Here is a 26,996-nt window from a genome sequence, read left to right on the forward strand (position 1 = left end):
GTAGGCAAGCCTGGCGGGATGGTGCTCGTCAGAGACAGCGCCGTAAACGCTGCGTCCGTCACCCACCACGCAGAGTGGTGAGTTTTGGGGGGATTCTTCCCGCTTCGGCCCTCCCTCCAGGCTTCGCCATCTCGATGCTGGGCAATTCCAAAGCGTACGGCCCGGCCACCTTTGCGACAAGCCGTGAAGAGTCGACCCCCGAATGCCCGGATGACCGATCGTACACCTGTTCCAATGCGCACGTCAGGGGTGCCGCGTTCCGCGTTCGCCCGGTGGCCGGAAGCCCTGGCGGCGAACGGTACTGTCGGGCCGTGACCGATCTGGTACGGGCGGAGAACCCGGTGGTGATGGGCGTCCTCAACGTCACGCCCGACTCCTTCTCCGACGGCGGCAGATACGCCGATCTGGACGCGGCCGTCGCACACGGGGTGCGACTGCGCTCCGACGGCGCGGACCTGATCGACGTGGGTGGCGAGTCCACCCGGCCGGGCGCCGACCGGGTCGACCCGGAGACGGAGACCGCCCGGGTGCTGCCTGTGGTCCGCGAGCTGAGCGCCGCCGGGATTCTGGTCAGCATCGACACCAGTCGCGCCCGGGTCGCCGAGGCCGTTCTCGCCGCCGGCGCGTACGCGGTGAACGACGTCTCCGGCGGCCTCGCCGATCCGGACATGGCCCGGGTGGTCCGCGACGCGGGCTGCCCCTGGGTGCTCATGCACTGGCGGGGGCACTCCCGGGGGATGCGTGAGCTGGCCACGTACACCGACGTGGTGGCCGACGTCCGGGACGAGCTGAGCCGGCGCGTCGACGCCGCGCTCGCCGCCGGGGTCGCCGCCGACCGGATCATCGTCGACCCGGGCCTGGGCTTCGCCAAGACCGCCGCGCACAACTGGGCGCTCAGCGCCCGCCTGCCGGAGCTGGTCGAGCTGGGCTTCCCGGTGCTGTTCGGGGCCAGCCGCAAGTCCTACCTGGGCCGGCTGCTCGCCGACCCGGCGGGCGAACCCCGGCCCACCGCCGGGCGGGAGGCCGCGACCGTCGCGACCAGCGTGCTCGCCGTCGCGGCCGGCGCCTGGGGGGTGCGCGTGCACGACGTCCGCGGCACCGCCGACGCGCTCGCCGTCTGGCGGGCCACCGGCAGCCCCCGGCTGGCCACCGCGAGCGGCGCGCGGCCGGCGACCGCGTCGCGGACAGCAGCGACCACCGGCCTGAGCGGAGGCGACAGGTGACCGACCGGATCGAGCTGACCGGCCTGCGCGCGCACGGCCGCCACGGCGTCTACGACTTCGAGCGCGCGCAGGGCCAGGAGTTCGTGGTCGACGCGGTGCTCGAACTGGACCTCGGCCCGGCCGCCGGCTCGGACGAGGTGACCGACACCGTGCACTACGGCGAGCTGGCCGAACGTCTGGTCGCGGTCATCACCGGCGAGCCGGTGAACCTGATCGAGACACTCGCCGACCGGCTGCTCGCGGTCTGCCTGGCCGAGCCGCTGGTGGAGGCCGCGACGGTGACCGTGCACAAGCCCGAGGCCCCGATCCCGCACGCCTTCCGGGACGTCGCCGTCACGATGCGGCGTACCCGGTGACCCGGGCCGTGCTGTCGATCGGCAGCAACCTGGGCGACCGCCTCGGCCACCTGCGTGGCGCCGTGGCCGCGCTCGGCGACCGGGTGCTGCTGGTCTCCGGCGTCTACGAGACTCCACCGTGGGGGGACGCCGACCAGCCCGCGTACCTGAACGCGGTGGTGATGGTCGCGGACCCGGCGGCGGCGCCCGAGGACTGGCTGGCCCGCGCCCGGGCCGCGGAGGCGGCGGCCGGGCGCGACCGCGACCCGCGACGGCGGTACGGGCCGCGCACGCTGGACGTGGACGTGATCGCGGTCTGGGACGACGCCGGTGAGCCGGTGCTCCGCGACGACGCCGAGCTGACGGTGCCGCACCCCCGGGCCCACCTGCGCGCCTTCGTGCTGCGCCCGTGGATCGACATCGAGCCGCACGGCCGGCTACCCGGGCACGGCTGGCTGACCGACCTGCTCAACGCCGAGCCGCTGGCCGGGGACGCGCTGGAACTGAGCCCGCGACCGGATCTGACGCTAGAGTCGGAAACATGACCCGCTGGAGTGCGGCCCCGCCGTCGCGAGCCGAGGAGGCGCGGTGAGCACCGCGCGCTCCCCGCAGGGGCCCGACCGCTTCCGGATGGGCCCGACCCGGGCCTCCACGCTGGTGGTGGCCGGTCTGGCCGCCGCCGCGGTGGCCTGGCTGCTGATCAGCAGCTTCTATGGAGACCTCGGCTCCGACCTGCCCTGGCTGCCGGTGATCACGCTGGCCGGGCTGGCCGTGCTGGAGGGCTACGCCGCGGTCAACACGCGCGGCCGGATCGAGCGGCGGCCCGGCCGGGAGCCGGTGAACCCGCTGCTGGTGGCCCGGTTCGTGGTGCTGGCCAAGGCGTCCGCGCTGGCCGGCGCCATCTTCGCCGGCTTCTACGCGGGGCTGACCGGCTGGCTGTTCGTCGAGCGCACGAACGCGGCCATGAACGACCGGCCCGCCGCGCTCGGCGGCCTGATCGCCGCGCTCGCGCTGGTCGCTGCCGCGCTCTGGCTGGAACGCTCCTGCCGCGTCCCGGAGCAGGAGGACGACGAGGACCGCGAGCCGGGCGACCGGGAGACGCCCCGCGGCCGTCTCTGAGGGTTCCCCCCACCCCGGCCCGGCGGTACCGTCCCTGGGCGACCGGAGAGCGACGGCCGCCACCGGTCCGCCCGCCCGTGGGCCGGACGCGGCCACCTGGGGAGGCGCGAGCCAATGGCGTACGACGATGCGGGCCGGACAGCGCCGCCGGAGACGTCGTCCGGGGTGCCCGCTGCCGTACTGGAGAACGTCTTCGACGACCCGGCACACGGCGAACCCGGCCGGGACCGGATCGCGGTGCACGTGCTCTGGGAGTTCGTGCTGCTGGCCGCGCTGGTCGCGATGGCCTGGCTGCTCTGGCGGGAGGACTCGGACGCGCTGCGCGGCGGCGCCCTGAAGACGCTGCTCGTCGACGTGGCCGCGCTCGGCCTGTTCACCCTCGCCGCCGGCCTGAGCCTGCGGGCCGGCGCGGTGAACCTGGCGATCGGCCCGGTCGCGCTGGCCTCCGCGCTGCACTTCGCCGAGCAGGGCGACCGGGGCGTACGGGAGGCGCTGCTGCCGGCGCTCGGGGTGGCGGCGGTGGCCGGGCTGGCACTCGCCCTGGCCGTCGTGGTGCTGCACGTGCCCGGCTGGGCGGCGAGCCTGGCCGGGGCGGCCGGCGTGATCGTCTACCTGGAACGGCGGACCGGCCCGGTCACCGTGCAGGGGGACTACGACCCCCGCCGCAGCGCGCTGTACCTCTTCGTCGGCTTCGCCGCGGTCGCCGTCCTCGGTGGCCTGTTCGCCGCGATGAAGCCGGTACGCCGGCTGATCGGCCGGTTCCGGCCGGTCGCCGACCCGGCCCGGCGGCGCGGCGCGGTGGCCGCCACGGTGACCGCGCTGGCGCTCGTCGGGTCCACCGTGCTGGCGATGCTCGCCGGCGTGCTGCTCGCGGCGAACGGGGACGGTCAGGTCGCGCCCGGCACCGGGCTGGACTGGACCCTGCTGGCGGTCGGCACGGCGATGCTCGCCGGCACCAGCGCGTACGGACGCCGAGGCGGCATCTTCGGCACCCTGTTCGCGGTCTGCCTGGTGGTGGTGTTCCTGGCCTGGACCGTGCCGTACGGCTGGACGGTCAGCCGGTGGGCGCTGGGTGGTGCCGTGCTCGGCGTCGGCCTGCTCGTCACCCGGCTGGTCGAGACGTTCGGCCGGCCGCGCCCGGCGGCGCCGGTCGGACCCGGTCCGGTCCGCCCGGCCCGGGACGGCGCGTCGAGTGGCGGCTGGACGATGACCCCGGCGCCCCAGCCGGGCGACACCTGGCCGTCGGTGCTGCCGGTACGCGAGCACGACACCCCGGTCGAGGCATGGGAGGCCCAGCGCTGGGACAGCGAACCCCGGCGCTGGGACGCCGACGATCGCTGACCCGGCGGTGGCCGTGCGTCCCGCGCGCCGGGACTGATCTCTCCGGTTAGGCTCGGCGGCATGACCGATACTCCTGCCCCCGGCGGCCGCACCTTCGACGAGCTCGACAAGCTCTCCACCGAGGAACTGCGCGAGCAGGCGTTCAACCTGGCGCGCGACCGCCGCGACGTGGGCTTCTTCTGGTCGGTCCTGCGGCACCTGCCCAACGCAGACGAGGCCGCCGCGCTGGACGGGGCGCCGAACTCGATCGGCCCGACCATCGACGAGGCGAACGCGCTCTGGCGTGAGCTGACCGGGCACGGCTACGACGAGTCCGCGCCGCTGCTGCGCGCCGCCTTCATCGACTACCTGATGAAGCACTGAGGTCGATGACGGCCCGCCGGCCGGCGGCAGCCGCCCGCCTACGCAGGTTTGCCCGGCGGGACCGGCCGGGAACTGACCGCCGCATGGCTCTGAGCAACCGCCCTCGTACCGTCTCCCAGTACGGCACGGCCGCCGGCACCGGGATGCTCGCCGCGTTCCTGCTCGTCGCCGTCGGTGGCAGCCCGATGTACGTGGACTGGGCGCAGCGCGGCACCGACCCGACCGGTGCCGGTGGCTGGTTCCTCCGGCTGCTCGCCTGGCCGTCCTGGCGGTGGCAGGCCGACGAGGGCGTGTTCGCCACCAATCTCCGGGCGATCCTGCTCCTCGTGCTGGCCGCGGCGCTGCTGTACCTCCTGCCCGGCCCGCAGGTCGACCGGGTGACGTCCTCGGGCAGTCAGTTCCTCTCCGGCTGGGGCGCGTACGCGCTCGCCGCCGGGCTCAGTGCCCTGCTCGCCACGCTCCTCGGCCCGCACGGCTCGCTGTACGCCGCGTTCCAGGCCGCCAGCACCGGTGTCACGTACGGCTTCTTCGCGGGCTGGATCGTCGGCCTGGCCAGCCTCGGCGGCCGGGCCTGAGGTCAGTCCACAGCGCCCAGCGTCAGCACCCGGGCGCGGGCGAGCAGCCCCACCGCCCGGCCCTCCTCGGTGACCACCGCGTGCTCGGCGCCGGAGGTGAGCAGCGCGCCGAGCGCGTCGTACGCCGAGTCGCCGAGCGCCACAGTGGGCAGGCCGGCGCCGCCGTCGGCCGGGAGCGGGTCGAGCACCGCGCGGGTCACCGGGGTGACAGCGAGCCGCCGGATGCCCCGGTCGGCGCCGACGAACTCGCGGACGAAGTCCGAGGCGGGCGCGCCGAGCAGCGCGGCGGGCGTGTCGTACTGCTCCAGCCGGCCGCCCTCGGAGAGCACCGCGATCCGGTCGCCCAGCCGGACCGCCTCGTCGAGGTCGTGGGTGACCAGCACGATCGTCTTGCGTACCTCGGCCTGCAACCGCAGGAACTCCTCCTGCAGGCGGGTCCGGACGATCGGGTCCACCGCCGAGAACGGCTCGTCCATCAGCAGCACCACCGGATCGGCGGCGAGCGCCCGGGCCACGCCGACGCGCTGCCGCTGCCCGCCGGACAGTTCGTGCGGGTACCGCCTGCCGAACTGAGCCGAGTCCAGACCGACGAGTTCCAGCAGTTCGCCGACCCGGGCCCGGGTCCGCTGCTTCGGCCAGCCGAGCAGCCCCGGCACGGTCGCCACGTTCGCGGCGACGGTCTGGTGCGGGAAGAGGCCGACGTTCTGGATGACGTAGCCGATGCGGCGGCGTAGCGCCACCGGATCGACCCGGGTGACGTCGTCGTCGCCGAGCAGGATCCGCCCGCCGGTCGGCTCGATCAGCCGGTTGACCATCCGCAGCACAGTCGACTTGCCGCAGCCGGACGGGCCGATCAGCACCACCAACTCGCCGGCGGCGACCTCCAGGCTCAGCTCGCGTACCGCCTCGGTGCCGTCCGGGTAGCGCTTGCGGATGCGCTCCAGCGTGATCGACGCCGCGCCGCCTCCGGCGGTGCTCCCCGGGGTACCGTCCACGTGTGTCCCTCCACCTGAGCTACCGGGCCGACCCGGGTAATCCGTGGTTCTCCTGGCAGTACGTGCGGGACAACTCTGACACGATCCTGGCCGCGCTGCGGGAGCACACCTGGCTGACCGGCCGGGCCGTGGTGATCGCCGCGCTGGTGGCGCTGCCGCTGGCGGTGCTCGCGTACTGGTTCCGGTCGCTGTCGGCACCCATCCTGGCGGTGACCGGGGTGCTCTACACCGTCCCGTCGCTGGCGTTGTTCGCGTTCCTGGCGCCGTACCTGGGCATCGGCGCGATCACCGTGCTCACCGTCGTGGCGCTGTACGCGTTGCTGGTCATCGTGCGCAACGCGCTGGCCGGGCTGAACCAGGTGCCGCCGGAGGTGCGCGAGGCCGCCGAGGGCATGGGGTACGGCAGGTGGGGGCGGCTGCTGCGGATCGAGCTGCCGCTGGCGCTGCCGGGCATCCTCACCGGCGTACGGCTGGCGACCGTGTCCACCGTCGCGCTCGTCACGGTCGGGGTGGTGGTCGGCCGGGGCGGCCTGGGCCAGCTCATCTTCGCGGGCTTCCAGAACAACTTCTACAAGGCCCAGATCATGACCGGCACGGTGCTGTGCGTGCTGCTGGCGCTGGTGCTCGACCTGGTGCTGGCGGGCGTGGGCCGCCTGCTCACCCCCTGGCTGCGCGGGAGGTCCGCCCGGTGAACCCCGTCGAGCAGGCAGTGGTCTGGCTGAACGACCCGCTGAACTGGACCAACCCCGGCGGCGTGCTGGACCGCCTCGGCGAGCACCTGAGCATGTCCGCGCTGGCGGTGCTGCTGGGCTGCCTGGTGGCCTGGCCGATCGGGCTCTGGCTCGGGCACAGCGGCCGGGGCGGCGGGCTGGTCCTGCTGGTCTCCAACGTCACGCTGGCGATCCCGACGCTGGCGCTGCTGACCATCCTCCCGCTGACGTTCCTCGGCTTCGGCCGGCCGGCAGTGGTGGTGGCGCTCGCGGTCTTCGCGGTTCCGCCGCTGCTGGCGAACGCGTACACCGGGGTGCGGCAGGCCGACCCGGAGGCCCGGGACGCGGCCCGGGGGATGGGCCTGTCCGGCGGCCAGGTGCTGCGCCGGGTGGAGCTGCCGCTCGCGGTGCCCTACCTGGCGGCCGGCTTCCGTACCGCGGCGGTGCAGGTGGTGGCCACCGCGGCGCTCGCCTCCTTCGTCAACGGCGGCGGGCTGGGCCAGATCATCCGGGCCGGTTTCGGGCTCGACATCGCCGCCGGAGGGGGGCAGATCATCGCGGGCGGGGTGCTGGTGGCCGGGTTGGCGCTGCTCGTGGAGGGGGTGCTCGCGCTGGTGGAGCGGGCGGTCACGCCGCGCCCGCTGCGCCGGGTACGCCGGCGGGCGAACCGCCGCGCGACGGCGGCGACGACCGGCGGTTGAGCCGTCGGTGACGATCAGGTGACGAAAACCGCTCCGAGTTTGTCGGTCGGGTCTGGAGGATATTGGCTGGAGTCGCGGGTGGCCGTCCGGGTCGCCCGTCGGACACGCGGCCGGCCCGACGGGTCGCGCCGGGACACGGAAGGCGGGCACTCATGCGTGCGCGTACACGAATGGCCGCCGGGGCGATCGGCGCTCTCACCGCGGCCGCGCTGCTCACCGGCTGCGGCGACGCCGGCTCGTCCGGCACCGACGCGCCCGAGCAGGGCGCCTCGGGGGCGGGCTGTGCTCCGGTGGCCGGTGACCAGCTCGTCGTCCTGACCGACGACAAGAAGCTCCAGAACACCGACAACGTCATTCCCGCGATCAACGCGAAGGCGGCCACGCCGCAGCTCGTCGCCGCGCTCGACAAGGTCTCCGCGAAGCTCGACACCCCGAAGCTGATCCAGCTCAACCGGGCGGTCGACGTCGACCGCAAGACGCCCCAGGTCGCCGCGCAGGAGTTCGCCTCCGCCAACGGCGTGACCGACGGGATCGAGAAGGGCCCGGGCGGCCAGATCACAGTCGGCGCGGGCAACTTCAGCGAGAGCCAGACCATCGCCGAGCTCTACAAGATCGCGCTCACCGCCGCCGGCTACCAGGTCAAGGTGCAGACCATCGGCAACCGGGAGCTCTACGAGCCGGCGCTGGAGAAGGGCCAGATCCAGGTCGTCCCGGAGTACGCCGCCACCATGGCGGAGTTCCTCAACACCAAGAACAACGGCAAGGACGCGCAGCCCGTCTCCTCGCCGGAGCTGGACAAGACGGTCGCGGCGCTGAAGAGCCAGGGTGACAAGAACGGCCTGGTCTTCGGCCAGCCGTCCCAGGCGCAGGACCAGAACGCGTTCGCCGTCACCAAGGCGTTCGCCGACAAGTACGGCGTCTCGACGCTCTCCGAGCTGGCCGCCAAGTGCTCCGGCCAGGCGACCGTGCTGGCCGGGCCGCCGGAGTGCCCGCAGCGGCCGAAGTGCCAGGCCGGCCTGGTCGAGGTCTACGACTTCAAGGCCGGCTCGTTCAGCTCGCTCGACGCGGGCGGCCCGCAGACCAAGAACGCGCTGAAGACCGGCTCGGCGAGCGTCGGCCTGGTCTTCTCCTCCGACGCCGCGCTGGCCACGAGCTGACGCACCACCGCCGGCCGGTGCCACGCGTGCCGGCCGGCGGCCCGGGCATCGAGTCGTGCCGACCCGTTCCCCTCGGGTGGAACTCTCGGTAATCTGCTCAGCCATGCCCGCCTCGGTCGCGCCCACCGACAAGAGCACGCCCACAGTGCTCACCGTCCTGTTCTGGGTCGGTGTGGGGCTGGCGCCCCTGGCCGCGCTCATCCTGCTGATCGCCGACGGCAACGGCTCGCTCCGGTTCGGCGCGGTCCTGGCGATCCTCGCCGTCGTGCTCATCGGTTTGTCGATGGCGCTGCGGCCGGAGGGCGGTTCCGACGACGCGGCCACCGAGGAGCTGCGCGAGGAGCTGGCGCAGCTCCGGCGGGAGTTGCGAGCCGAGATCGTGGCCGCCGCGCAGCGCGGCAACCAGGCACTCGACCAGGCCCGCCGGGCGGAGGAGGCGGCCGGCGCGGTACGGCACCGGCTCGACGCGGCAGCCGCCGGACTGGCCGCCGCGCCCGCGCCCGCCGCAGCGCCCGTGCCCGCGTCCGTCGCCGTGCCCGCGTCCGCCGCCGTGCCCGCGTCCGCATCCGCCGCCGTGCAGGAGCGCCCGAGCGGTGCGGCACGGGTGCCGGTCACCGGCAGGTCCGACGCGGGACGGGCGCAGCCGACCGGCCGGGACGACGACGAACCGGCCTGGCCGGCGGGCGCCGCGAGCCGCTACGGAACCGACTCCGACTCACCCAGGGCGGGCGCCGAGCCGCCCCGGACCGGCCGTTACGACGATGAGCCGTCCCGGGCGGATTACTACGAATCCGAACAGCCCCGGTCCGGCCGTCACGAACCCGACCCGGTGCGGACGGGCCGGCACGACGCCGAGCCGGCGCGGGCCACCGTACGTCCGGACCGGCCGGCGAGCGGGGTGTACGGCGCGGCGCGGGTCTCCGATCCGGCGGCCCGTCCGGTCGGCGTGGTCCACCACACCGAGACGGTGCACGTCACCACCCGGCACACGATCGTCGGCGGTGGTGAGCCGGCCGGAAACCGGTACGGCGGATTCCCCGGCGGCTGGTCGGACGAGGACCGGTCGCGTGGCACGGACCCGGCCGATCACTGGCGTGCGGGACACCGCGACCCGGGCGACCGGCCGGGCCGTCGGGCCGCTCCTGATGATCGTGGTCGGGGTGCGGAGTCCGGCGACGACAGGCACTCGTGGAACGACCCCGGACGCCCAGGTGCCGACCATCCGTGGGCGGGCGTCGGCCGGACCGCGGACGGTGAACAGGGCTGGTCCGCGCGCACCGACGGTGAACAGGGCTGGTCCGCGCGTACCGATGGTGAACAGGGCTGGTCCGGGCGCACCGGCGGGGAACCGGGCTGGTCCGCGCGGACCGCCGGGGGCGGCTGGTCGAGCGACCAGGGCCGGACGGCGGCGGAGGAGCAGCGGCAGTGGCCCGGCGGGGGTGACGACCGGGCGGCGGGCGCGTGGCCGGCGGGCGGGCCGGGCGCCCCGGCGGGCCGGGCGAGCGACGGCGACCAGTGGTCCGAGATGAGTGCCGGCAACCGGTGGGCCGCCGTCCGCGACGACGGCGCGGGCCGGGAGATCCGGCTCGGAGAACGACGGGCGGCTGTGCACGCCGACGGCGGCGGCACCGAGTACCGGGTCGAGGACCGGTGGGCGTCGGTACGCGGCGGCGGTCCGGCCGCGAGCGGGCCGGGCGAGCCGGAGGGCCGCTGGTCGGCGGAGAGCAACCCGGCGCTGCCGGCCGGCGGGGTGCCGGTGCCGGAGGAGTGGCGGCCACCGGCGCGGCGCGGCGGCCAGCCGGAATGGCGGCAGCCGCCCCCCGAGTGGCGTCAGCCCGAACCGGAGTGGCGTCAGCCGGAGGAACGGCACCAGGCCGAGCCGGAGTGGCGGCAGCCGGAGACGCCGCAGCCCGAGTCGCAGTGGCGTCGGCCCGAGCCGGAGTGGCGGCCGGCGGAACCGGAGTGGCGCAGCCCGGAGCGCGGTGGACACGGCCGGCCGCACCGGGACGCCACCGACCGCTGGCGCTGAACCGCCCGCATCGACCGACAGCGCCCGGACGGCTGTTACTTGTCGATGTCGCCCACCACGAAGAACATCGAGCCGAGGATGGCGATCAGGTCGGGCACCAGGCAGCCGGGCAGCAGCGACGACAGGGCCTGCACGTTCGCGTACGAGGCGGTGCGCAGCTTCATCCGCCACGGCGTCTTCTCGCCCCGGGACACCAGGTAGTAGCCGTTGATGCCGAGCGGGTTCTCGGTCCAGGCGTACGTGTGCCCCTCGGGCGCCTTCAGCACCTTCGGCAGCCGGGTGTTCACCGGCCCGCTGATCCGGTCCACCCGGTCCAGGCACTGCTCGGCGAGGTCGAGTGAGACGTACACCTGGTCGAGCAGTACCTCGAAGCGGGCGTGACAGTCACCGGCGGTCTTCGTCACCACCGGCACATCGAGCTGGTCGTAGGCCAGGTAGGGCTCGTCGCGGCGCAGGTCGAGGTCGAGCCCGGAGGCGCGGGCGACCGGACCGGACGCACCGAACGCGGCGGCGTCGGCGGCGGACAGCACGCCGACCCCGACGGTACGGGCCAGGAAGATCTCGTTGCGCCGGATCAGGTTGTCGAGGTCGGGCATCCGTCGGCGTACCTCGGCGATGGCGGCGCGGGCGCGTCCGGTCCAGCCGGACGGCACCTCCTCCTTCAGGCCGCCGACCCGGTTGAACATGTAGTGGATCCGGCCGCCGGAGACCTCCTCCATCACGGCCTGGATGGTCTCGCGTTCCCGGAACGCGTAGAACATCGGCGTGATCGCGCCGATCTCCAGCGGGTACGAGCCGAGGAACATCAGGTGGTTGAGCACCCGGTTCAGCTCAGCCAGCGCCATCCGCAGCCAGGTGGCGCGCTCCGGCACCTCCATGCCCATCAGCCGCTCGACGGCGAGCACCACGCCCAGTTCGTTGGAGAACGCCGACAGCCAGTCGTGCCGGTTCGCCAGCACGATGATCTGCCGGTAGTCGCGTACCTCGAAAAGCTTCTCCGCCCCCCGGTGCATGTAGCCGACGATCGGTTCGGCGGCGACCACCCGCTCCCCGTCGAGCACCAGCTTGAGCCGCAGCACGCCGTGCGTCGACGGGTGTTGCGGCCCGATGTTGAGCACCATGTCGGTGCCGAGCTGCTCACCGCCCGCGCCGGTGCCGACTGTGAGCTCGCGGAGGTCGGCGGCGTCCGTGGTCATGCCCGTCATCGTGCCACGACCGCGTCGAGCGCGACGCCGACCGGCTGCCGCAGCCACAGGTGCCCGCCGAGCCCGGCCGGGTCGGTCAGTTCGGCCGCCGCCGACGCCGCGGCCAGCGCCCGCAGGTAGCCGGCCGGGTCGCGGGAGGCCAGGCTCAGCGGCGGTCGCCCGCCGTCGGCCCCGAGCGCCCGCAGCGCCTCCCGCTGCGAGACCAGGGAGTACGCGCACCGCGCGACCCGCTCACCGGCGGAGGCGACCGAGTCCATGGCGACGTGCGCCGTCACGTCGCACGATCCGTCCGGCACCGGCGGCACCTGCCGTCCACCCCGGTACCCGGTCAACGTCCCGTCCAGCGGACGCGAGTCCCGCAGATGCCCGTAGTCCACGGCGAGCGCCAGCCCCCGCGCGACCTTCCCCACGGCCCCCGCCCAAGCCAGATCCCGCCCCACCCCGATCTCCCCCCGTCCCCAGCCCTCGCGGCGACTCCCGCCCTCGCCCACCCCGGTGATCAAGGAGTTCGTGTCCTGATCCGGGCCCTCCGCCGACACGAACTCCTTGATCATCGGGGAGGGAGGCGGGGCGGACGGTGAGGGCCACCAGTGGGTCAGCCAGGTGGTGCCGGTGGGGGACGGGGGCGGGCCCACCGTCTCCTCGCCGGTTTTCGGGTTCACCAGGAGGAGACGCCAGCCTGCCTCGGTGTGGACCGCCACGTCCACGGGGACGTTGTCCAGCCACTCGGTCGCCAGGAGCAGGCCGGTTATCGCGTCCGGGATGTCGGCCTGCCAGGCGATCTCCGGCGGCAAGCCGGCCGGGCGGGGCGACAGTTCCACCGCTACCGGGTTGATCCGGGCGGCCAGCTCGGGTGCGGCCTGTGCCAGCAGCGCCCGGAGCAGTTCGCCCCGGCCCGCACCCACGTCCACCACGTCCAGCCGCGCGGGGTGGCCCAGCGCCGCGTCCACCAGTTCGAGTTGCCGCAGCAGGCAGGCGGCGAACGCGGGCGAGGCGTGCACGCTCGTGCGGAAGTGCGCGGCGGGCCCGCCGCCGGAGACGAAGAAGCCGTCCGGCCCGTACAGCGCCCGCTCCATCGCGTCGCGCCAGCGCAGCGGGGAGGTCACCGGGCCGACCCTACGGGACGTACCCGAACGGGCGGTTTGCCCGCCACCGCAGCGGCCGGTTCCGGCGGCCGGTGAAGGTTTTCACACCTCCTTGTTTCCGGTCTGTCACCCGGGCGCATACTTGCCATCGACCGGTACCCCCTTCGAGGACTGGATCGCTGCCATGAGCGCACCGCTGCGCCCTCGGGCCACCGCTGCCCCGCTCGTCTCTCCCCGTACCCTCACCGTCGGCGTGCTCGGCGCCGGCCGGGTCGGCGCCGTGCTGGGCGCGGCCCTCGCCGCCGCCGGCCACCGGGTCGTCGCCGCGTCCGGCGCCTCGGGCGCGACAAGGGCCCGGCTGGCGCTGCTGCTGCCCCGGACCCCGCACCACGAGGCGTCCGCCGTGGCGCGCGCCGCCACCGACCTGCTGATCGTCGCGGTCCCGGACGACGCGCTCGCGGACGTGGTCGCTGACCTGGTCGCGAGCGGCGCGCTGCGCCCCGGCCAGGTGGTGGCGCACACCTCCGGCGCGCACGGGCTGGCCGCGCTGGCCCCGGTCGTCGAGGCGGGCGCCCGGCCGCTCGCGCTGCACCCGGCGATGACCTTCACCGGTACGCCGGACGACCTGTCCCGCCTGCCGGGCATCTCCTACGGCGTGACCGCCCCGGCCGAGCTGCGTCCGTTCGCGGCGCGGCTGGTGGCCGACCTGGGCGGTGTGCCGGAGTGGGTGGGTGAGGCGGACCGGCCGCTCTACCACGCGGCGCTGGCGCACGGCGCCAACCACCTGGTGACGCTCGTCAACGAGTCCGCCGACCGGCTGCGTGACGCCGGGGTGGAGCGGCCGGAGAAGGTGCTCGCCCCGCTGCTGCGGGCCGCGCTGGAGAACGCGCTGCGGCTGGGCGACGACGCGCTGACCGGTCCGGTGTCGCGGGGTGACGCGGGGACCGTACGCCGGCATCTGGACCGGCTGGCGCGGACCGCGCCGGAATCCGTACCCGCGTATCTGGCGTTGGCACGACGGACGGCGGACCGCGCCGTCGCGGTCGGCCGCCTGCGCCCGGCGGACGCGGCCGCGCTGCGCAACGTGCTCGACGGAATCGAGGTGGCGGCCTGATGGCCGAGGTGCTGCACACGCGCAAGGAGCTGGCGGCGGCCCGCGAGGCGATGGCCGGCACCGTCGGCGTCGTCATGACCATGGGCGCGCTGCACGCCGGGCACGAGGCGCTGCTGCGGGCCGCCCGCGAGCGCGCCGGCCACGTCATCGTCACGATCTTCGTGAACCCGTTGCAGTTCGGCCCGAACGAGGACTTCGACCGCTACCCGCGCACGCTCGACTCCGACTTGGAGATCTGCCGCCGGGCCGGGGTGGACGTGGTATTCGCGCCCTCGGCGACCGAGATGTACCCAGAGGGACGCCCGACAGTGGGGCTGAACCCGGGGCCGCTGGGCGAGGACCTGGAGGGCCTGAGCCGTCCCGGCTTCTTCCACGGCGTGCTCACGGTGGTCATGAAGCTGCTCCAGCTCACCCGGCCCGACCTGGCGTTCTTCGGCGAGAAGGACTATCAGCAGCTCACCCTGGTGCGCCGGATGGTCCGCGACCTCGACGTGCCGACTGAGATCGTCGGCGTGCCGACCGTACGGGAAGCGGACGGGCTGGCCATGTCGAGCCGGAACCGGTACCTCTCGGCGGAGGAACGGCGGACCGCGCTGAGCCTGTCCGCCGCGTTGCGGGCCGGCGCCGAGGCGGCCGAGCGGGGCGAGGACGCGGGCGCGGTGCTGGCCGCCGCGCACCGGGCCTTCGACGCGCCGGACGCCCGCCTGGACTATCTGGTGCTCACCGACACCCAGCTGGAACCCGGCCCGGTCGACGGCCCGGCCCGGCTGCTGATCGCGGCCTGGGTCGGCGCCACCCGCCTGATCGACAACACGGCGATCCACCTCGCGCCGCGTCCCTGACCCCACCACGAATGCGGAAAGGCACCCCGATGTTCCGGACCATGCTCAAGTCGAAGATCCACCGGGCCACGGTGACCCAGGCCGACCTGCACTACGTCGGCTCGGTCACGGTGGACGAGGATCTGCTCGACGCGGCGGACCTGCTCCCCGGCGAGCAGGTCGCGATCGTGGACATCACGAACGGCGCCCGGCTGGAGACGTACGTGATCCCGGGGCGGCGGGGCAGCGGCGTGATCGGCATCAACGGCGCCGCCGCGCACCTGGTGCACCCCGGCGACCTGGTCATCCTGATCTCGTACGGCCAGATGGACGACGCCGAGGCGCGCGCGTACCGCCCCCGGGTGGTGCACGTCGACGCCGACAACAGGGTCGTCGACCTCTCGGCAGACCCGACGACGGCGGCCCCCGGCACCGCGGGCGCCCCCGTCCCCAACCCCCTCGCCGCCTCCCTGAGCTGACCCGCCCCGCCGTTCTCGCCCTTTCTCGCCCTTTCTCACCCCGTCGATCTTGCACTTTCGGCCCCTCGGATGCGTCTTTTGTCCGGCTGCCGGGGCGGCTAGTGCAAGATCGACGAGGGTGGCGGAGTGGGGAACGCGGTCTGTCACCGGAAGGTCATTTTCGGCTACCCTGAGCGGACCGTCGGGGATCGACGGTCGTCGGCTGGGGGAGGCCGCGATGCGCCGTGCGATGAGCGCCCTGGTCGCCGCGATTGTCGCGAGCGCCGCCCTGGCCGGTTGCGCCGGCACCGGCGGGCTGGACGGCGACCTCACCGACGACTGGGCCGCGATGGCGGCCCCCGCGCCGTTCACCCCGGCTGCCGGGGTCTGCCAGGTCGCCGACTTCACCGCGAGCGTCGGGCTGGCCGCGTACGCGCCGGTCGGCTGCGAGCTGCCGCACCGGGTGGAGACGGTGCACGTCGGCGCGTTCACCGCGGACCGGCCCACCCCGCCACCGCTCGCCTCACCCGAGCTGCGTACCGCGTTCGCCGACTGCGACAAGCGGGCCGCCGGGTACGTGGGTGACGACTGGCGGGCCGGGCGGCTCCGGCTGGCGGTGGCGCTGCCGACGGGTGTCGGCTGGACGGCCGGCTCCCGCTGGTACCGGTGCGATCTGACCGAGCTGACCACCACCGAGGCGGCGGCCACCGTGGTGACTCGGACGGGCAGCCTGCGCGACGCGCTCAGGACGCCGTCCCCGTTGCGGCTGGGCTGCCAGCGCACCATCCGGGAGACGGGCCGGGTGCAGCGGCTCACCCCGGTCGACTGCGCTGTCGCGCACGACGCCGAGTTCGTCGGCGTGTGGGCCGCGCCGGAGCGCCCGTACCCGAAGAAGCCGGAGGACTGGGTTCCCCTCTACGACGGCTGCTTCGGCGTGATCGCCCGCTACACCGGGGTGCCCGCCGACGCGTTCCTGCGCTACCGCAGCGACGTGGTGGTCCGCCCGCCCGCGGCCGGTCGCTGGGCGGTCGGTGACCGGGGCGTGCGCTGTTACCTGTGGCTCAGCGACCGTACGGTGACCACCTCGCTCAAGGGCGCCGGACCGGCCGCCCTGCCGCGCCGGACGAGGTAGCCGACCGCACTCGTCACGCCCCCCGCGCCCGAGCCGAGGACGCTTCGGGTTGACTGTGCTCATGGACCTACCCACAGTCGGCCTGCCGGCGCTGCCCCGGCTGCTCGCCGCGCCCGCCCCCGGCTGGGTGGAGACCACAGACGTGATCGTGGTCGGCTCCGGTGTGGCCGGGCTGACCGCCGCGCTGCACCTGCGCGAGGCGGGCCTGCACGTCACGGTCGTTACCAAGGTCGACATGGACGAGGGCTCCACCCGCTGGGCGCAGGGCGGGATCGCCGCCGTGCTGGACCCGGCGGACACGCCGGCCGCGCACGCGTACGACACGGAGGTCGCCGGCGTCGGTCTGTGCGCCCCGGCGGCGGTCCGCGCGCTGGTGGCCGAGGGGCCGACCCGGCTGCGTGAGCTGATGCGGATCGGGGCGGAGTTCGACCGCAACCCGGACGGCTCGCTGATGCTGACCCGCGAGGGCGGCCACCGGGCCGACCGGATCGTGCACGCGGGCGGTGACGCCACCGGCGCGGAGGTGCAGCGGGCGCTGCACGACGCGGTGCGCCGCGACCCGTGGATCCGGCTGGTCGAGCACGCGCTGGTGCTGGACCTGCTGCGCGCCCCCGGCGACGGGCCGGGCGGACTCGGCCCGGCCTGCGGCATCACACTGCACGTGCTCGGCGAGGGCAGCGAGGACGGCGTCGGCGCGATCCTCGGCCGCGCGGTGGTGCTGGCCACCGGCGGCATGGGGCAGGTCTTCGCCGCCACCACCAATCCGGCGGTCTCCACCGGGGACGGCGTGGCGCTGGCGTTGCGCGCGGGCGCTGCGGTCACCGACGTGGAGTTCGTCCAGTTCCACCCGACCGCGCTGATCGTGCCGGCGGGCGGCCCGGGCGCCGGGCTGGCACAGCAGCCGCTGGTCTCCGAGGCGCTGCGCGGCGAGGGCGCCCACCTGGTTGACGGCGACGGCAAGCGGTTCATGGTCGGCCAGCACGAACTGGCCGAGCTGGCCCCCCGGGACGTGGTCGCCAAGGGCATCCACCGGGTGCTGCTCGCGGCCGGCGCCGACCACGTGTTCCTGGACGCCCGGCACCTGGGCGGCGACTTCCTGGCCCGGCGTTTCCCGACCATCGTGGCGTCCTGTCTGGCCATCGGCGTGGACCCGGCGACCGACCTGATCCCGGTCGCGCCGGCCGCGCACTACGCCTCCGGCGGCGTCCGGACGGACCTGCGCGGCCGTACCTCCATCCCCGGCCTGTACGCGTGCGGCGAGGTCGCCTGCACCGGCGTGCACGGCGCGAACCGGCTCGCCAGCAACTCGCTGCTGGAAGGGCTGGTCTTCTCCCGCCGGATCGCCGAGGACATCGCCGCCGGCCTGCCCGAGCAGGCTCGCCCGGCGGAGACCGGCGCCTGGGTGGGCGGGCCGGGTCCGCTGGTGCCGGCGTCCGGCACGGCGGATCTGCAACGGGCGATGACCCGGGGCGCGGGCGTGCTCCGGTCGGAGCGAACGCTGGAGGCCACCGCCGCCACGCTCACCGCGCTGGGCGCGGGGCAGGGCTCGCCGCGTACCGCCGACTGGGAGGCCACGAACCTGCTCACAGTGGCGTCGACGCTGGTCGCCGCCGCGTACGCGCGCCAGGAGACGCGGGGCTGCCACTGGCGCGAGGACTTCCCGACGGCCGACGAGCGGTGGCTGGGCCACCTGGTGGCCGAGGTGGGGACGGACGGCATCGTGGTCGAGCGCTGGGAGGCGACCAGTGAGCGCGAGGAGTGAGCCGGTTTTGCGAGCCCCGCAGTCGCGAACGAAGGAGGCCCTGTGAGCGCGAGGAGTGAGCCGGTTTTGCGAGCCCCGCAGTCGCGAACGAAGGAGGCACAGTTCATGAGGGAGCCGACGGAGCGGGCGCTGCGGGAGGGTGGCCTGGACCCGGAGCGGGTCCGGCACGTCATCGTCGACACGCTGCGCGAGGATCTGGGGCCCGACTTCCTCGACGTCACGAGCGTGGCCACCATCCCGGACGAGCAGCACGACACGGCCGATCTGGTGGCGCGTGCCGACGGCGTGGTGGCCGGACTGCCGGTGGCCGCCGCCGTGTTCGAGCTGGTCGGCGAGGTGACCGGCGCGGGGCGTACGGTCGAGGTGTCGCTTGTGGCGCACGACGGGCAGCGGGTGACGCGCGGCGACGTGCTGGCGACCGTGACCGGGCCGACCCGGCTGCTGCTGACCGGCGAGCGCACGGCGCTGAACCTGCTGTCCCGCATGTCCGGCGTGGCAACGCACACCCGGGCCTGGGCCGACGCGCTCGCCGGCACGAAGGCGACGGTGCTCGACACCCGCAAGACCACGCCGGGCCTGCGGGCGCTGGAGAAGTACGCGGTCCGGGCCGGTGGCGGCACGAACAAGCGGATGGGCCTGTACGACGTCGCCATGATCAAGGACAACCACAAGCTCGCGGCGGGCGGGATCGCCGCCGCGTTCCGCCGGGTCCGGGACGCGTTCCCCGACGTCCCGGTGCAGGTCGAGGTGGACACGCCGGCCGAGGCGGTGGAGGCCGTCGAGGCGGGCGCGCGGTTCCTGCTGCTGGACAACATGACCCCGGCCCAGCTGCGCGAGGTGGTGGCGTCGGTGGGTGACCGGGCGGAGCTGGAGGCCACCGGCGGGCTGACGCTGCCGATGGCGGCCGAGTACGGCGCGACGGGCGTCGACTTCCTCTCGGTGGGGGCGCTCACCCACTCCTCGCCGATCCTGGACATCGCCCTCGACCTGCGCGCCGTCTAGGCTGCCGCTGTGCTGCTCTGCATCGACATCGGAAACACGAACACCGTGCTGGCGACCTTCGACGGCGACAAGCTGGTGCACTCGTGGCGGATCAAGACCGACGCCCGCTCCACCGCGGACGAGCTGGGCCTGATGTTCCGCGGGCTGCTCGCCGGCGACGCCGTGGAGATCACCGGCGTGGCCGCCTGCTCGACCGTGCCGGCCGCGCTGCGCTCGCTGCGCACCATGCTGGACAGGTACTACGCCGACCTGCCCAGCGTGATCGTCGAGCCGGGGGTGCGGACCGGCGTGCAGCTCGCCATCGACAACCCGAAGGAGGTGGGCGCGGACCGGGTGGTGAACACGCTCGCCGCGTACACGCTCTACGGCGGGCCGTCGATCGTCGTGGACTTCGGCACCACCACCAACTTCGACCTGGTCAGCAGCCGGGGCGAATTCCTCGGCGGCGCGTTCGCGCCCGGCATCGAGATCTCCTTCGACGCGCTGGCCGCCCGCGCCGCCCAGTTGCGCAAGGTGGAGGCGACCCGGCCGCGCTCGGTGATCGGCAAGAACACTGTCGAGTGCCTTCAGGCCGGGCTCTACTTCGGCTTCGCGGGCCAGGTGGACCGGATCGTCGAGCGCATGTCGGAGGAGCTGGGCGGCGTGAAGGCGGTCATCGCCACCGGCGGCCTGGCCTCGCTGGTGCTCGGCGAGTGCCACACCATCACCCACCACGAGCCGATGATCACGCTGATCGGCCTGCGGATGGTCTACGACCGCAACGTCTGAGGTGCAAGGAAGGGCCCCCTCTTAACGCCTCCGGTAGAGGAAGGGCCCCTTCTTAACGCCGCCGCTTCAACGCCGCCGCTTCAACTCCGGCACGCCCGGAGCACCATCGTGCGGTACGGCAGCTCGACGGCGTCCCGGCCGGCCAGGTCGGGGTGGGTGGCGAACAGCTCCGCCAGCTCCGCGTCCACCCGCCGCCGCTCGTCCGCGTCGGCGGTCAGCCAGAACGAGCGGGTGTGCAGCATCGCCACCACCTCGTCCGGCGTGAGCGTGGTGGCGTGCGCGAACTCGCCCACCTCGACCGCCGTGAAGGCGGGGCCGAAGTCCGCGTACCGCTGGGTCACGTCGCCCGCGTTGTCGCCGAGGTGGGCGATCCGGGTCAGCTCCGCGACCCAGTCGACCCGCTCGTCGCGGATGTTCCAGACCGGCGCGAACGTGCCGCCCGGCCGCAGCACACGGGCCACCTCGGCGTGCGCCAGCTCCCTGTCGAACCAGTGGTAGGCCTGCCCGGCCAGCGCCGCGTCCGCCGACCCGTCCGGCAGCGGCACCGCCTCGGCGCTGCCGGCCAGCGCCGTCGTGCCAGGCGTGGCGGCGGCCAGCTGCGCCCGCATCCCCGGATCGGGCTCCACGGGTACGACCCGCGCCACCGGCCCGCTCAGCGCCAGCAGCCCTCGGGTGAGGATGCCGGTGCCGGCGCCGAGGTCCACCACCCGGGCGGCGTGCAGCCCGTCCAGCGCCCAGCGCAACGCGGCCTCGGGGTAGCGGGGACGGAACCGGTCGTACTCGGCCGCGGCGGCGCCGAACGAGAGGGCCGCAGTGGGGTCGGTCATGGCGGGCAGGTTATCCCGTAACGGCCGCCCGGGCGCTTGAGTACGCTCATGTGCTGACCCCGCCGATGTTCCCCAAGGCCTGAGGAAGCGTGCCGTGACCGAGCAGAACGCCCTGCCAACAGACCCCGCCGACGACCTTCCCGAGCAGATGAAGGTCCGCCGGGAGAAGCGGGACCGGATGCTCGCCGAGGGCGTCGAGCCGTACCCCGTGGGCTTCCCGCGCACCACCACGCTCGCGCGGCTGCGGGAGCGCTACGCCGACCTGCCCACCGACACCGCCACCGGCGACCGGGTCTCGGTCACCGGCCGGGTGATCTTCATTCGCAACACCGGCAAGCTCTGCTTCGCGACGCTGCGCGACGGTGACGGTACCGAGGTCCAGGCGATGCTCTCGCTGGACCGGGTCGGTGCCGAGCGGCTGGCGGACTGGAAGCGTCTGGTCGACCTCGGTGACCACGTCGGCGTGACCGGCGAGGTGATCACCAGCCGGCGCGGCGAGCTGTCCGTCCTCGCCGAGGAGTGGGCGGTGACCGCCAAGGCGCTGCGCCCGCTGCCGGTGGCGCACAAGCCGCTCAGCGAGGAGTCCCGGGTCCGCCAGCGCTACGTGGACCTGGTCGTCCGCCCGCAGGCGCGGCAGATGGTACGCACCCGGTCCACCGCCGTACGCAGCCTGCGCGACACCCTGCACGGTCAGGACTTCATCGAGGTCGAGACCCCGATGCTGCAACTGCTGCACGGCGGGGCGGCGGCCCGCCCATTCGTGACCCACAGCAATGCGCTCGACACGGATCTGTATCTGCGAATCGCGCCGGAACTGTTTCTCAAGCGTGCGGTGGTCGGCGGCGTGGACCGCGTCTTCGAGATCAACCGCAACTTCCGTAATGAGGGCATCGACTCTTCGCACTCGCCCGAGTTCGCGATGCTGGAGGCGTACCAGGCGTACGGCGACTACCACACGATGGCGGAGCTGACCCGAAATCTCGTGCAGCAGGCCGCACTGGCGGTCGCCGGCTCGACGGTGGTGACCCACGCCGACGGGCGTGAGTTCGATCTGGGCGGGCAGTGGCGGTCGGTGTCGCTGTTCGGTGTTCTTTCCGAAGCGCTCGGTGAGGAGGTCACCGTCCGCACCGAAAGGGCACGCCTCGTCGAGTACGCGGACAAGGTCGGTCTCTCGGTCGACCCGAAGTGGGGGCCGGGCAAGCTGGCCGAGGAGTTGTTCGAGGAACTGGTGGTGCCGTCCCTTCAGGCGCCGACGTTCGTGATGGACTACCCGGAGGAGACCAGCCCGCTGACCCGGGCCCACCGCAGCGAGCCGGGCCTGGCCGAGAAGTGGGACCTCTACGTGCTCGGATTCGAGCTGGGCACCGCGTACTCGGAGCTGGTCGACCCGGTCGTGCAGCGCGAGCGGCTGGTGGCCCAGGCGCAGCTCGCGGCGCGCGGAGACGACGAGGCCATGCGGCTGGACGAGGATTTTCTCCGAGCGATGGAGTATGGAATGCCGCCGTCCGGAGGCATGGGAATGGGAATCGACAGGCTGCTGATGGCACTGACGGGGCTCGGAATTCGGGAAACGATCCTGTTCCCGTTGGTCCGGCCCGAGTAGGCGCTCCGCAAGCCTTCTCCGGCTCGTTACCCGGTCCTATTGACGGAGCAAGCGCCGGACGGGTTATTGTGCTCGGGGTATTGCAGGAGCACAACCCTGCTCGAAAGGAATGTAGGACGTGGCCAAGCAGATCATTCACAAGCTGGTCGATGACCTGGACGGTGGGGACGCTGACGAGACCGTCAAGTTCGCGCTCGACGGGGTGCAGTACGAGATCGACCTCTCCGCATCCAACGCCGGTAAATTGCGTGACGTATTCGCGCCGTACATCGCGAACGGAACGAAGGTCGGTCGCGGGGGTGTGGTCGTGGGTGGCCGGGCCGCTCGGGGCCGGGGCGGGGCGACCGCCGACCGCGAGCAGAACCGGGCCATCCGCGAGTGGGCCAAGAAGGCCGGCAAGGACATCTCCGACCGGGGCCGGATCCCGCAGGAGATTGTGGACGAGTACCACGCGAAGGCGGGGCACTGACCCCACCCTCGTCACGGGCGACGCGACGCCGGACCGGAGTGCCACTCCGGGCCGGCGTCGCCGTTTCCGCGTCGGTGTCCTGTTGCGCGCTGGTGTCCTGTTTCCGCGTCCGCGTCCCCGACCGGTCGCGCGGTCCCGTTTCGGCCGCGCCGCGCCGGCTGGCCGGTGCGGCCCGAGCGGGCCGGCCGGTCCACGGTCGGGGAAGAAATCTCCGCCGGGGACGGTTGTCCACAGGCGGTGGAGACTGCGTCCACAGGCTGTGGACGACCCGGCGGACGCGCCGGCGACGCACCGGGTCCACCTCGACCGGCCGTTCGGCCGCCGGTCGAATTTCGCTCTGCGCGTACAGGCAGGGGTCCCGGAACACCTCCTGAGCGTGGACGGTTGTCAGAAACGACGCCGGAACGGTCATTCGCGGGGGCACACGACCTCAGCGGAGGCGGTCCGCGGCGATAGAGTAAGGAGGCACGGACGCCCGTCCCGGACGTCCGCGCACCGGCCCCGCCGAGATCTGACCATCAAGGCGCACGGCACGTGAGGAGCACGAGGGCATGTTCGAGCGGTTCACCGACCGAGCGCGACGGGTTGTCGTCCTGGCCCAAGAAGAGGCCCGGATGCTCAACCACAACTACATCGGTACGGAACACATCCTGCTGGGCCTGATCCACGAGGGTGAGGGTGTCGCGGCAAAGGCCCTGGAGAGCCTCGGCATCTCCCTGGAGGGCGTGCGTCAGCAGGTCGAGGAGATCATCGGCCAGGGCCAGCAGGCGCCGAGCGGGCACATCCCGTTCACGCCGCGGGCCAAGAAGGTGCTGGAGCTGTCGCTGCGCGAGGCGCTGCAGCTCGGCCACAACTACATCGGCACCGAGCACATCCTGCTCGGCCTGATCCGCGAGGGCGAGGGCGTCGCCGCCCAGGTCCTGGTGAAGCTGGGCGCCGACCTGAACCGGGTGCGCCAGCAGGTCATCCAGCTGCTCTCCGGCTACCAGGGCAAGGAGCCGGCCGCGGCCGGCGCCGCGCCGGGCGAGGCCGCGCCGTCGACCAGCCTCGTGCTGGACCAGTTCGGCCGCAACCTGACCCAGGCCGCCCGCGAGGGCAAGCTCGACCCGGTCATCGGGCGCGAGAAGGAGATCGAGCGGGTCATGCAGGTGCTGTCCCGCCGCACCAAGAACAACCCGGTGCTGATCGGTGAGCCCGGCGTCGGCAAGACCGCCGTGGTGGAGGGCCTGTCCCAGAAGATCATCAAGGGCGAGGTGCCCGAGACGCTGAAGGACAAGCAGCTCTACACGCTCGACCTCGGTGCCCTGGTCGCCGGTTCCCGCTACCGCGGCGACTTCGAGGAGCGCCTGAAGAAGGTGCTCAAGGAGATCCGCACCCGGGGCGACATCATCCTGTTCATCGACGAGATCCACACCCTCGTCGGTGCGGGTGCGGCCGAGGGCGCGATCGACGCCGCCAGCATCCTCAAGCCGATGCTGGCCCGTGGTGAGCTGCAGACCATCGGCGCCACCACGCTCGACGAGTACCGCAAGCACCTGGAGAAGGACGCCGCTCTGGAGCGTCGTTTCCAGCCGATCCAGGTGGGTGAGCCGTCGCTGGCCCACACCATCGAGATCCTCAAGGGCCTGCGGGACCGCTACGAGGCGCACCACCGCGTCTCCATCACCGACGCCGCCCTGGTCGCCGCCGCGACGCTGGCCGACCGGTACATCTCCGACCGGTTCCTGCCGGACAAGGCGATCGACCTGATCGACGAGGCGGGCGCGCGGATGCGCATCCGCCGGATGACCGCGCCGCCGGACCTGCGCGACTTCGACGAGCGCATCGCCCAGGTGCGCCGCGACAAGGAGTCCGCGATCGACGCGCAGGACTTCGAGCGGGCCGCGCAGCTGCGCGACACCGAGAAGCAGCTGCTGGGCCAGAAGGCGCAGCGGGAGAAGGAGTGGAAGGCCGGTGACCTGGACGTCGTCAGCGAGGTCGACGACGAGCAGATCGCCGAGGTGCTCGGCAACTGGACCGGCATCCCGGTCTACAAGCTGACCGAGGAGGAGACCTCGCGCCTGCTGCGCATGGAGGACGAGCTGCACAAGCGCGTCATCGGCCAGGAGGACGCGGTCAAGGCGGTCTCGAAGGCGATCCGGCGTACCCGGGCCGGCCTGAAGGACCCGAAGCGCCCCTCCGGCTCGTTCATCTTCGCCGGCCCGTCCGGCGTCGGTAAGACCGAGCTGTCCAAGGCGCTCGCCGAGTTCCTGTTCGGCAGCGAGGACGCCCTCATCCAGCTCGACATGTCGGAGTTCCACGACCGGTACACGGTGTCCCGGCTCGTCGGTGCCCCTCCCGGTTACGTCGGCTACGACGAGGGCGGGCAGCTCACCGAGAAGGTGCGTCGCCGGCCGTTCTCGGTGGTCCTCTTCGACGAGATCGAGAAGGCCCACCCGGACGTGTTCAACACGCTCCTCCAGATCCTGGAGGACGGGCGCCTCACCGACGGCCAGGGCCGGATCGTGGACTTCAAGAACACGGTCATCATCCTGACCACCAACCTCGGTACGCGCGACGTCGCCAAGGCGGTCTCGCTGGGCTTCCAGCAGTCGGAGGACTCCGAGTCGAACTACGACCGGATGAAGCAGAAGGTCAACGACGAGCTCAAGCAGCACTTCCGGCCCGAGTTCCTCAACCGGATCGACGACACCATCGTCTTCCACCAGCTCCGCGAGAACGAGATCCTCTCGATCGTCGACATCATGATCCAGCGGATCGAGGGCCAGCTGCGCAACAAGGACATGGGTCTGGAGCTGACCGACAACGCGAAGAAGTACCTCGCGAAGAAGGGCTTCGACCCGGTGCTGGGTGCCCGGCCGCTGCGCCGCACGATCCAGCGCGACATCGAGGACAACCTGTCCGAGCGGATCCTGTTCAACGAGCTGACCCCGGGTCAGATCGTGGTGGTGGACTGCGAGGGCGACCCGGAGAACATCGACAAGTCCAAGCTCGTCTTCCGGGGTGCGGACCGGCCGGACGCCGTGCCGGACGCGGTCCCGGCGGACCTCGGCGGCACCGCCGCCACCGGCGCGGACGACGCCGCATAACGAGAGCACGAAGGGCGACGGCCCCGGTAGGCGAAAGCCACCGGGGCCGTCGCCTTTCCCATGCCCACCCACCCCACCCCGCCCGCCCCGCCCTTACCCGGTTGATCAAGGAGTTTGTGTCTCCCGATGGGCTTCTCGGGGACACAAACTCCTTGATCACCGCTTGCGGTGAGGGTGGGGGTGGGGCGGATGGGGTGGGGTGCGGTCAGGGGAGGGGGAGGGCGGGGCCGTCGCCGGTCAGGCGGAACGACTCCTCGCCAACCGGTTCCACCAGGCCGTCGGTGACCAGGCCGGCCAGGGCCCGGGCCCGCTGCACGTCGTCGTGCCAGACCTGGTCCAGCCGCCGGTGCGGCACCGGGCCGGTGGACTCCCGCAGCACCGCGAGCAGCAGTCCGCGTACCTGCCGGTCGGTGCCCGCGTAGCGCTGCGGCCGGCGGGTCGGTCCGGCCGGGGCGGCCTGCCCGGAGGCCCGCCAGGCGCAGCTCGACTCGACCGGGCAGACCGCGCAGCGCGGCGTACGGGCGGTGCAGACGACGGCGCCGAGTTCCATGAACGCGGCGCTGGCGAGCGCGGCGGCGGCCGGCTCGATCGGCAGCAGCTCCTCGGTGGCGACCAGGTCGGCCGGGCGGGTGGTGGGGCCGGCGTCGGGTTCTCCGGCGATCGCCCGGCACACCACCCGCCGGACGTTCGTGTCCACCACCGGGTGCCGCTGCCCGTACGCGAACGCGGCGACCGCGCGGGCCGTGTACGTGCCGACACCAGGTAGCGCCAGCAGCTGGTCGAGCCGGTCGGGCACCACGCCGCCGTGCCGTTCCACTATTGCCACCGCGCACTCACGCAGGCGGATCGCCCGGCGGGGGTAGCCGAGCCGCCCCCACATCCGGATCGCCTCGGCCGGGGTGTCCTCGGCGAGCGCGCGCGGCTCGGGCCAGCGGGCCAGCCATGCCTGGAAGGCGGGTACCACCCGGACCACAGGGGTCTGCTGGAGCATGACCTCGCTGACCAGGATCGCCCAGGCGCCGATGCCGGGCTTGCGCCAGGGCAGGTCGCGGGCGTTGCGCTCGTACCACCGGCTGACCAGGGTGGCGAATGTGGGCTCGGACATCGCGCCGC

At 73.4% G+C, this 26,996-nt stretch carries 26 protein-coding genes; 21 read left to right on the forward strand and 5 right to left on the reverse strand.

Translation table 11 applies throughout. The annotated features are described in order from the left end of the window. Window positions 1–311: 311 nt before the first annotated feature. The 7 genes from folP (at window position 312) to ACGFIA_RS13080 (ending at window position 4,956) form a co-directional block, all read left to right on the forward strand. Window positions 312–1,223: a dihydropteroate synthase gene (gene folP, locus ACGFIA_RS13050; RefSeq protein WP_357385470.1), complete on the forward strand. Its 912-nt coding sequence runs from the start codon at window positions 312–314 to the stop codon at window positions 1,221–1,223. Beyond that, window positions 1,220–1,579 (forward strand): dihydroneopterin aldolase, encoded by a 360-nt coding sequence (folB, locus tag ACGFIA_RS13055; protein ID WP_357385472.1) that lies wholly within the window; start codon window positions 1,220–1,222, stop codon window positions 1,577–1,579. The genes folP and folB overlap by 4 nt, the downstream gene beginning before the upstream one ends. After that, entirely contained in the window at window positions 1,576–2,103 is a 528-nt protein-coding gene (gene folK / locus ACGFIA_RS13060; protein ID WP_357385474.1) for a 2-amino-4-hydroxy-6-hydroxymethyldihydropteridine diphosphokinase, read from the forward strand. The genes folB and folK overlap by 4 nt, the downstream gene beginning before the upstream one ends. An 85-nt stretch (window positions 2,104–2,188) precedes the next feature. Beyond that, the gene (locus ACGFIA_RS13065; protein WP_357479471.1) at window positions 2,189–2,677 is read left to right on the forward strand and encodes a DUF3180 domain-containing protein; all 489 of its coding nucleotides are present in this window, start codon (window positions 2,189–2,191) and stop codon (window positions 2,675–2,677) included. Between the two features lie 114 nt (window positions 2,678–2,791). Continuing rightward, window positions 2,792–4,018, forward strand: a complete 1,227-nt coding sequence (locus tag ACGFIA_RS13070; protein WP_357385476.1) for an ABC transporter permease — start codon at window positions 2,792–2,794, stop codon at window positions 4,016–4,018. 60 nt (window positions 4,019–4,078) lie between these two features. Next, a complete protein-coding gene (locus tag ACGFIA_RS13075) occupies window positions 4,079–4,381 on the forward strand; it encodes a hypothetical protein (RefSeq protein WP_135242344.1) in 303 nt (100 codons plus the stop codon). A gap of 83 nt (window positions 4,382–4,464) precedes the next feature. After that, window positions 4,465–4,956: a hypothetical protein gene (locus ACGFIA_RS13080; protein WP_357385478.1), complete on the forward strand. Its 492-nt coding sequence runs from the start codon at window positions 4,465–4,467 to the stop codon at window positions 4,954–4,956. Between the two features lie 2 nt (window positions 4,957–4,958). Here the strand turns inward: ACGFIA_RS13080 and ACGFIA_RS13085 are convergent, their stop codons facing one another. Next, window positions 4,959–5,951: an ABC transporter ATP-binding protein gene (locus tag ACGFIA_RS13085; RefSeq protein WP_393259984.1), complete on the reverse strand. Its 993-nt coding sequence runs from the start codon at window positions 5,949–5,951 to the stop codon at window positions 4,959–4,961. 2 nt (window positions 5,952–5,953) lie between these two features. Here ACGFIA_RS13085 and ACGFIA_RS13090 point away from each other — a divergent pair, with 2 nt between their 5' ends. From ACGFIA_RS13090 to ACGFIA_RS13105, 4 genes are all read left to right on the forward strand, one after another. Further along, window positions 5,954–6,643 carry an ABC transporter permease gene (locus ACGFIA_RS13090; protein ID WP_357385482.1) on the forward strand — a complete coding sequence of 230 codons (690 nt, stop codon included), beginning with the start codon at window positions 5,954–5,956 and terminating at the stop codon, window positions 6,641–6,643. Further along, window positions 6,640–7,362 (forward strand): ABC transporter permease, encoded by a 723-nt coding sequence (locus ACGFIA_RS13095; protein ID WP_091047687.1) that lies wholly within the window; start codon window positions 6,640–6,642, stop codon window positions 7,360–7,362. The genes ACGFIA_RS13090 and ACGFIA_RS13095 overlap by 4 nt, the downstream gene beginning before the upstream one ends. A 152-nt stretch (window positions 7,363–7,514) precedes the next feature. Next, window positions 7,515–8,519, forward strand: coding sequence for a glycine betaine ABC transporter substrate-binding protein (locus ACGFIA_RS13100; RefSeq protein ID WP_357385484.1), 1,005 nt, complete (start codon window positions 7,515–7,517; stop codon window positions 8,517–8,519). Between the two features lie 103 nt (window positions 8,520–8,622). Continuing rightward, window positions 8,623–10,548: a hypothetical protein gene (locus ACGFIA_RS13105; protein WP_393259987.1), complete on the forward strand. Its 1,926-nt coding sequence runs from the start codon at window positions 8,623–8,625 to the stop codon at window positions 10,546–10,548. A 35-nt stretch (window positions 10,549–10,583) separates the two neighbouring features. Here ACGFIA_RS13105 and ACGFIA_RS13110 read toward each other — a convergent pair whose 3' ends face one another. Together ACGFIA_RS13110 and ACGFIA_RS13115 are read right to left on the reverse strand one after the other, a co-directional pair. Next, entirely contained in the window at window positions 10,584–11,753 is a 1,170-nt protein-coding gene (locus ACGFIA_RS13110) for an NADH-quinone oxidoreductase subunit D (protein ID WP_013288963.1), read from the reverse strand. After that, window positions 11,750–12,829, reverse strand: coding sequence for an SAM-dependent methyltransferase (locus ACGFIA_RS13115; RefSeq protein ID WP_393260442.1), 1,080 nt, complete (start codon window positions 12,827–12,829; stop codon window positions 11,750–11,752). The genes ACGFIA_RS13110 and ACGFIA_RS13115 overlap by 4 nt, the downstream gene beginning before the upstream one ends. Before the next feature lie 193 nt (window positions 12,830–13,022). Here ACGFIA_RS13115 and ACGFIA_RS13120 point away from each other — a divergent pair, with 193 nt between their 5' ends. From ACGFIA_RS13120 to ACGFIA_RS13150, 7 genes are all read left to right on the forward strand, one after another. Beyond that, complete coding sequence (locus ACGFIA_RS13120) at window positions 13,023–13,952, forward strand: Rossmann-like and DUF2520 domain-containing protein (RefSeq protein WP_357385488.1); 930 nt, start codon at window positions 13,023–13,025, stop codon at window positions 13,950–13,952. After that, window positions 13,952–14,794 carry a pantoate--beta-alanine ligase gene (gene panC / locus ACGFIA_RS13125; protein ID WP_357468837.1) on the forward strand — a complete coding sequence of 281 codons (843 nt, stop codon included), beginning with the start codon at window positions 13,952–13,954 and terminating at the stop codon, window positions 14,792–14,794. The genes ACGFIA_RS13120 and panC overlap by 1 nt, the downstream gene beginning before the upstream one ends. Before the next feature lie 29 nt (window positions 14,795–14,823). Beyond that, a complete protein-coding gene (gene panD / locus ACGFIA_RS13130) occupies window positions 14,824–15,252 on the forward strand; it encodes an aspartate 1-decarboxylase (protein WP_357385492.1) in 429 nt (142 codons plus the stop codon). 217 nt (window positions 15,253–15,469) lie between these two features. Further along, window positions 15,470–16,363, forward strand: a complete 894-nt coding sequence (locus ACGFIA_RS13135) for a septum formation family protein (protein WP_393259992.1) — start codon at window positions 15,470–15,472, stop codon at window positions 16,361–16,363. Window positions 16,364–16,424: 61 nt separating this feature from the next. Beyond that, a complete protein-coding gene (locus ACGFIA_RS13140) occupies window positions 16,425–18,125 on the forward strand; it encodes an L-aspartate oxidase (protein ID WP_393259995.1) in 1,701 nt (566 codons plus the stop codon). 105 nt (window positions 18,126–18,230) lie between these two features. Beyond that, window positions 18,231–19,127, forward strand: coding sequence for a carboxylating nicotinate-nucleotide diphosphorylase (gene nadC / locus ACGFIA_RS13145; RefSeq protein ID WP_357385498.1), 897 nt, complete (start codon window positions 18,231–18,233; stop codon window positions 19,125–19,127). 9 nt (window positions 19,128–19,136) lie between these two features. Then, window positions 19,137–19,895, forward strand: a complete 759-nt coding sequence (locus ACGFIA_RS13150; RefSeq protein ID WP_013288955.1) for a type III pantothenate kinase — start codon at window positions 19,137–19,139, stop codon at window positions 19,893–19,895. A gap of 80 nt (window positions 19,896–19,975) precedes the next feature. On the opposite strand, the gene ACGFIA_RS13155 is transcribed toward ACGFIA_RS13150, so the two are convergent. Beyond that, window positions 19,976–20,722, reverse strand: coding sequence for a class I SAM-dependent methyltransferase (locus tag ACGFIA_RS13155; RefSeq protein WP_393259998.1), 747 nt, complete (start codon window positions 20,720–20,722; stop codon window positions 19,976–19,978). Between the two features lie 94 nt (window positions 20,723–20,816). Here ACGFIA_RS13155 and lysS point away from each other — a divergent pair, with 94 nt between their 5' ends. The 3 genes from lysS (at window position 20,817) to ACGFIA_RS13170 (ending at window position 25,883) form a co-directional block, all read left to right on the forward strand. Then, complete coding sequence (lysS, locus tag ACGFIA_RS13160) at window positions 20,817–22,325, forward strand: lysine--tRNA ligase (protein WP_357385502.1); 1,509 nt, start codon at window positions 20,817–20,819, stop codon at window positions 22,323–22,325. A 118-nt stretch (window positions 22,326–22,443) separates the two neighbouring features. Further along, window positions 22,444–22,794: an Lsr2 family protein gene (locus ACGFIA_RS13165; RefSeq protein ID WP_013288952.1), complete on the forward strand. Its 351-nt coding sequence runs from the start codon at window positions 22,444–22,446 to the stop codon at window positions 22,792–22,794. 551 nt (window positions 22,795–23,345) lie between these two features. Beyond that, on the forward strand, window positions 23,346–25,883 hold the full coding sequence (locus tag ACGFIA_RS13170; RefSeq protein WP_357468850.1) for an ATP-dependent Clp protease ATP-binding subunit: 2,538 nt from the start codon (window positions 23,346–23,348) through the stop codon (window positions 25,881–25,883). 205 nt (window positions 25,884–26,088) lie between these two features. Here the strand turns inward: ACGFIA_RS13170 and ACGFIA_RS13175 are convergent, their stop codons facing one another. Next, complete coding sequence (locus tag ACGFIA_RS13175; RefSeq protein ID WP_393260001.1) at window positions 26,089–26,988, reverse strand: A/G-specific adenine glycosylase; 900 nt, start codon at window positions 26,986–26,988, stop codon at window positions 26,089–26,091. Between the last annotated feature and the right edge of the window lie 8 nt (window positions 26,989–26,996).

It is taken from the genome of Micromonospora sp. NPDC049203 (assembly GCF_043197215.1).
In the GTDB taxonomy this organism is placed as follows: Bacteria; Actinomycetota; Actinomycetes; order Mycobacteriales; family Micromonosporaceae; genus Micromonospora.

What these genes read in the sequence shown, in the direction of transcription:
- ACGFIA_RS13065 (WP_357479471.1), top strand. Translation starts at nt 2,189, where the DNA reads ATGGGCCCGACCCGGGCCTCCACGCTGGTGGTGGCCGGTCTGGCCGCC.
- ACGFIA_RS13070 (WP_357385476.1), top strand. Translation starts at nt 2,792, where the DNA reads ATGGCGTACGACGATGCGGGCCGGACAGCGCCGCCGGAGACGTCGTCC.
- ACGFIA_RS13075 (WP_135242344.1), top strand. Translation starts at nt 4,079, where the DNA reads ATGACCGATACTCCTGCCCCCGGCGGCCGCACCTTCGACGAGCTCGAC.
- ACGFIA_RS13080 (WP_357385478.1), top strand. Translation starts at nt 4,465, where the DNA reads ATGGCTCTGAGCAACCGCCCTCGTACCGTCTCCCAGTACGGCACGGCC.
- ACGFIA_RS13100 (WP_357385484.1), top strand. Translation starts at nt 7,515, where the DNA reads ATGCGTGCGCGTACACGAATGGCCGCCGGGGCGATCGGCGCTCTCACC.
- ACGFIA_RS13105 (WP_393259987.1), top strand. Translation starts at nt 8,623, where the DNA reads ATGCCCGCCTCGGTCGCGCCCACCGACAAGAGCACGCCCACAGTGCTC.
- ACGFIA_RS13110 (WP_013288963.1), bottom strand. Translation starts at nt 11,753, where the DNA reads ATGACGGGCATGACCACGGACGCCGCCGACCTCCGCGAGCTCACAGTC.
- ACGFIA_RS13115 (WP_393260442.1), bottom strand. Translation starts at nt 12,829, where the DNA reads ATGGAGCGGGCGCTGTACGGGCCGGACGGCTTCTTCGTCTCCGGCGGC.
- ACGFIA_RS13120 (WP_357385488.1), top strand. Translation starts at nt 13,023, where the DNA reads ATGAGCGCACCGCTGCGCCCTCGGGCCACCGCTGCCCCGCTCGTCTCT.
- panC (WP_357468837.1), top strand. Translation starts at nt 13,952, where the DNA reads ATGGCCGAGGTGCTGCACACGCGCAAGGAGCTGGCGGCGGCCCGCGAG.
- panD (WP_357385492.1), top strand. Translation starts at nt 14,824, where the DNA reads ATGTTCCGGACCATGCTCAAGTCGAAGATCCACCGGGCCACGGTGACC.
- ACGFIA_RS13135 (WP_393259992.1), top strand. Translation starts at nt 15,470, where the DNA reads ATGCGCCGTGCGATGAGCGCCCTGGTCGCCGCGATTGTCGCGAGCGCC.
- ACGFIA_RS13140 (WP_393259995.1), top strand. Translation starts at nt 16,425, where the DNA reads ATGGACCTACCCACAGTCGGCCTGCCGGCGCTGCCCCGGCTGCTCGCC.
- nadC (WP_357385498.1), top strand. Translation starts at nt 18,231, where the DNA reads ATGAGGGAGCCGACGGAGCGGGCGCTGCGGGAGGGTGGCCTGGACCCG.
- ACGFIA_RS13155 (WP_393259998.1), bottom strand. Translation starts at nt 20,722, where the DNA reads ATGACCGACCCCACTGCGGCCCTCTCGTTCGGCGCCGCCGCGGCCGAG.
- ACGFIA_RS13170 (WP_357468850.1), top strand. Translation starts at nt 23,346, where the DNA reads ATGTTCGAGCGGTTCACCGACCGAGCGCGACGGGTTGTCGTCCTGGCC.
- ACGFIA_RS13175 (WP_393260001.1), bottom strand. Translation starts at nt 26,988, where the DNA reads ATGTCCGAGCCCACATTCGCCACCCTGGTCAGCCGGTGGTACGAGCGC.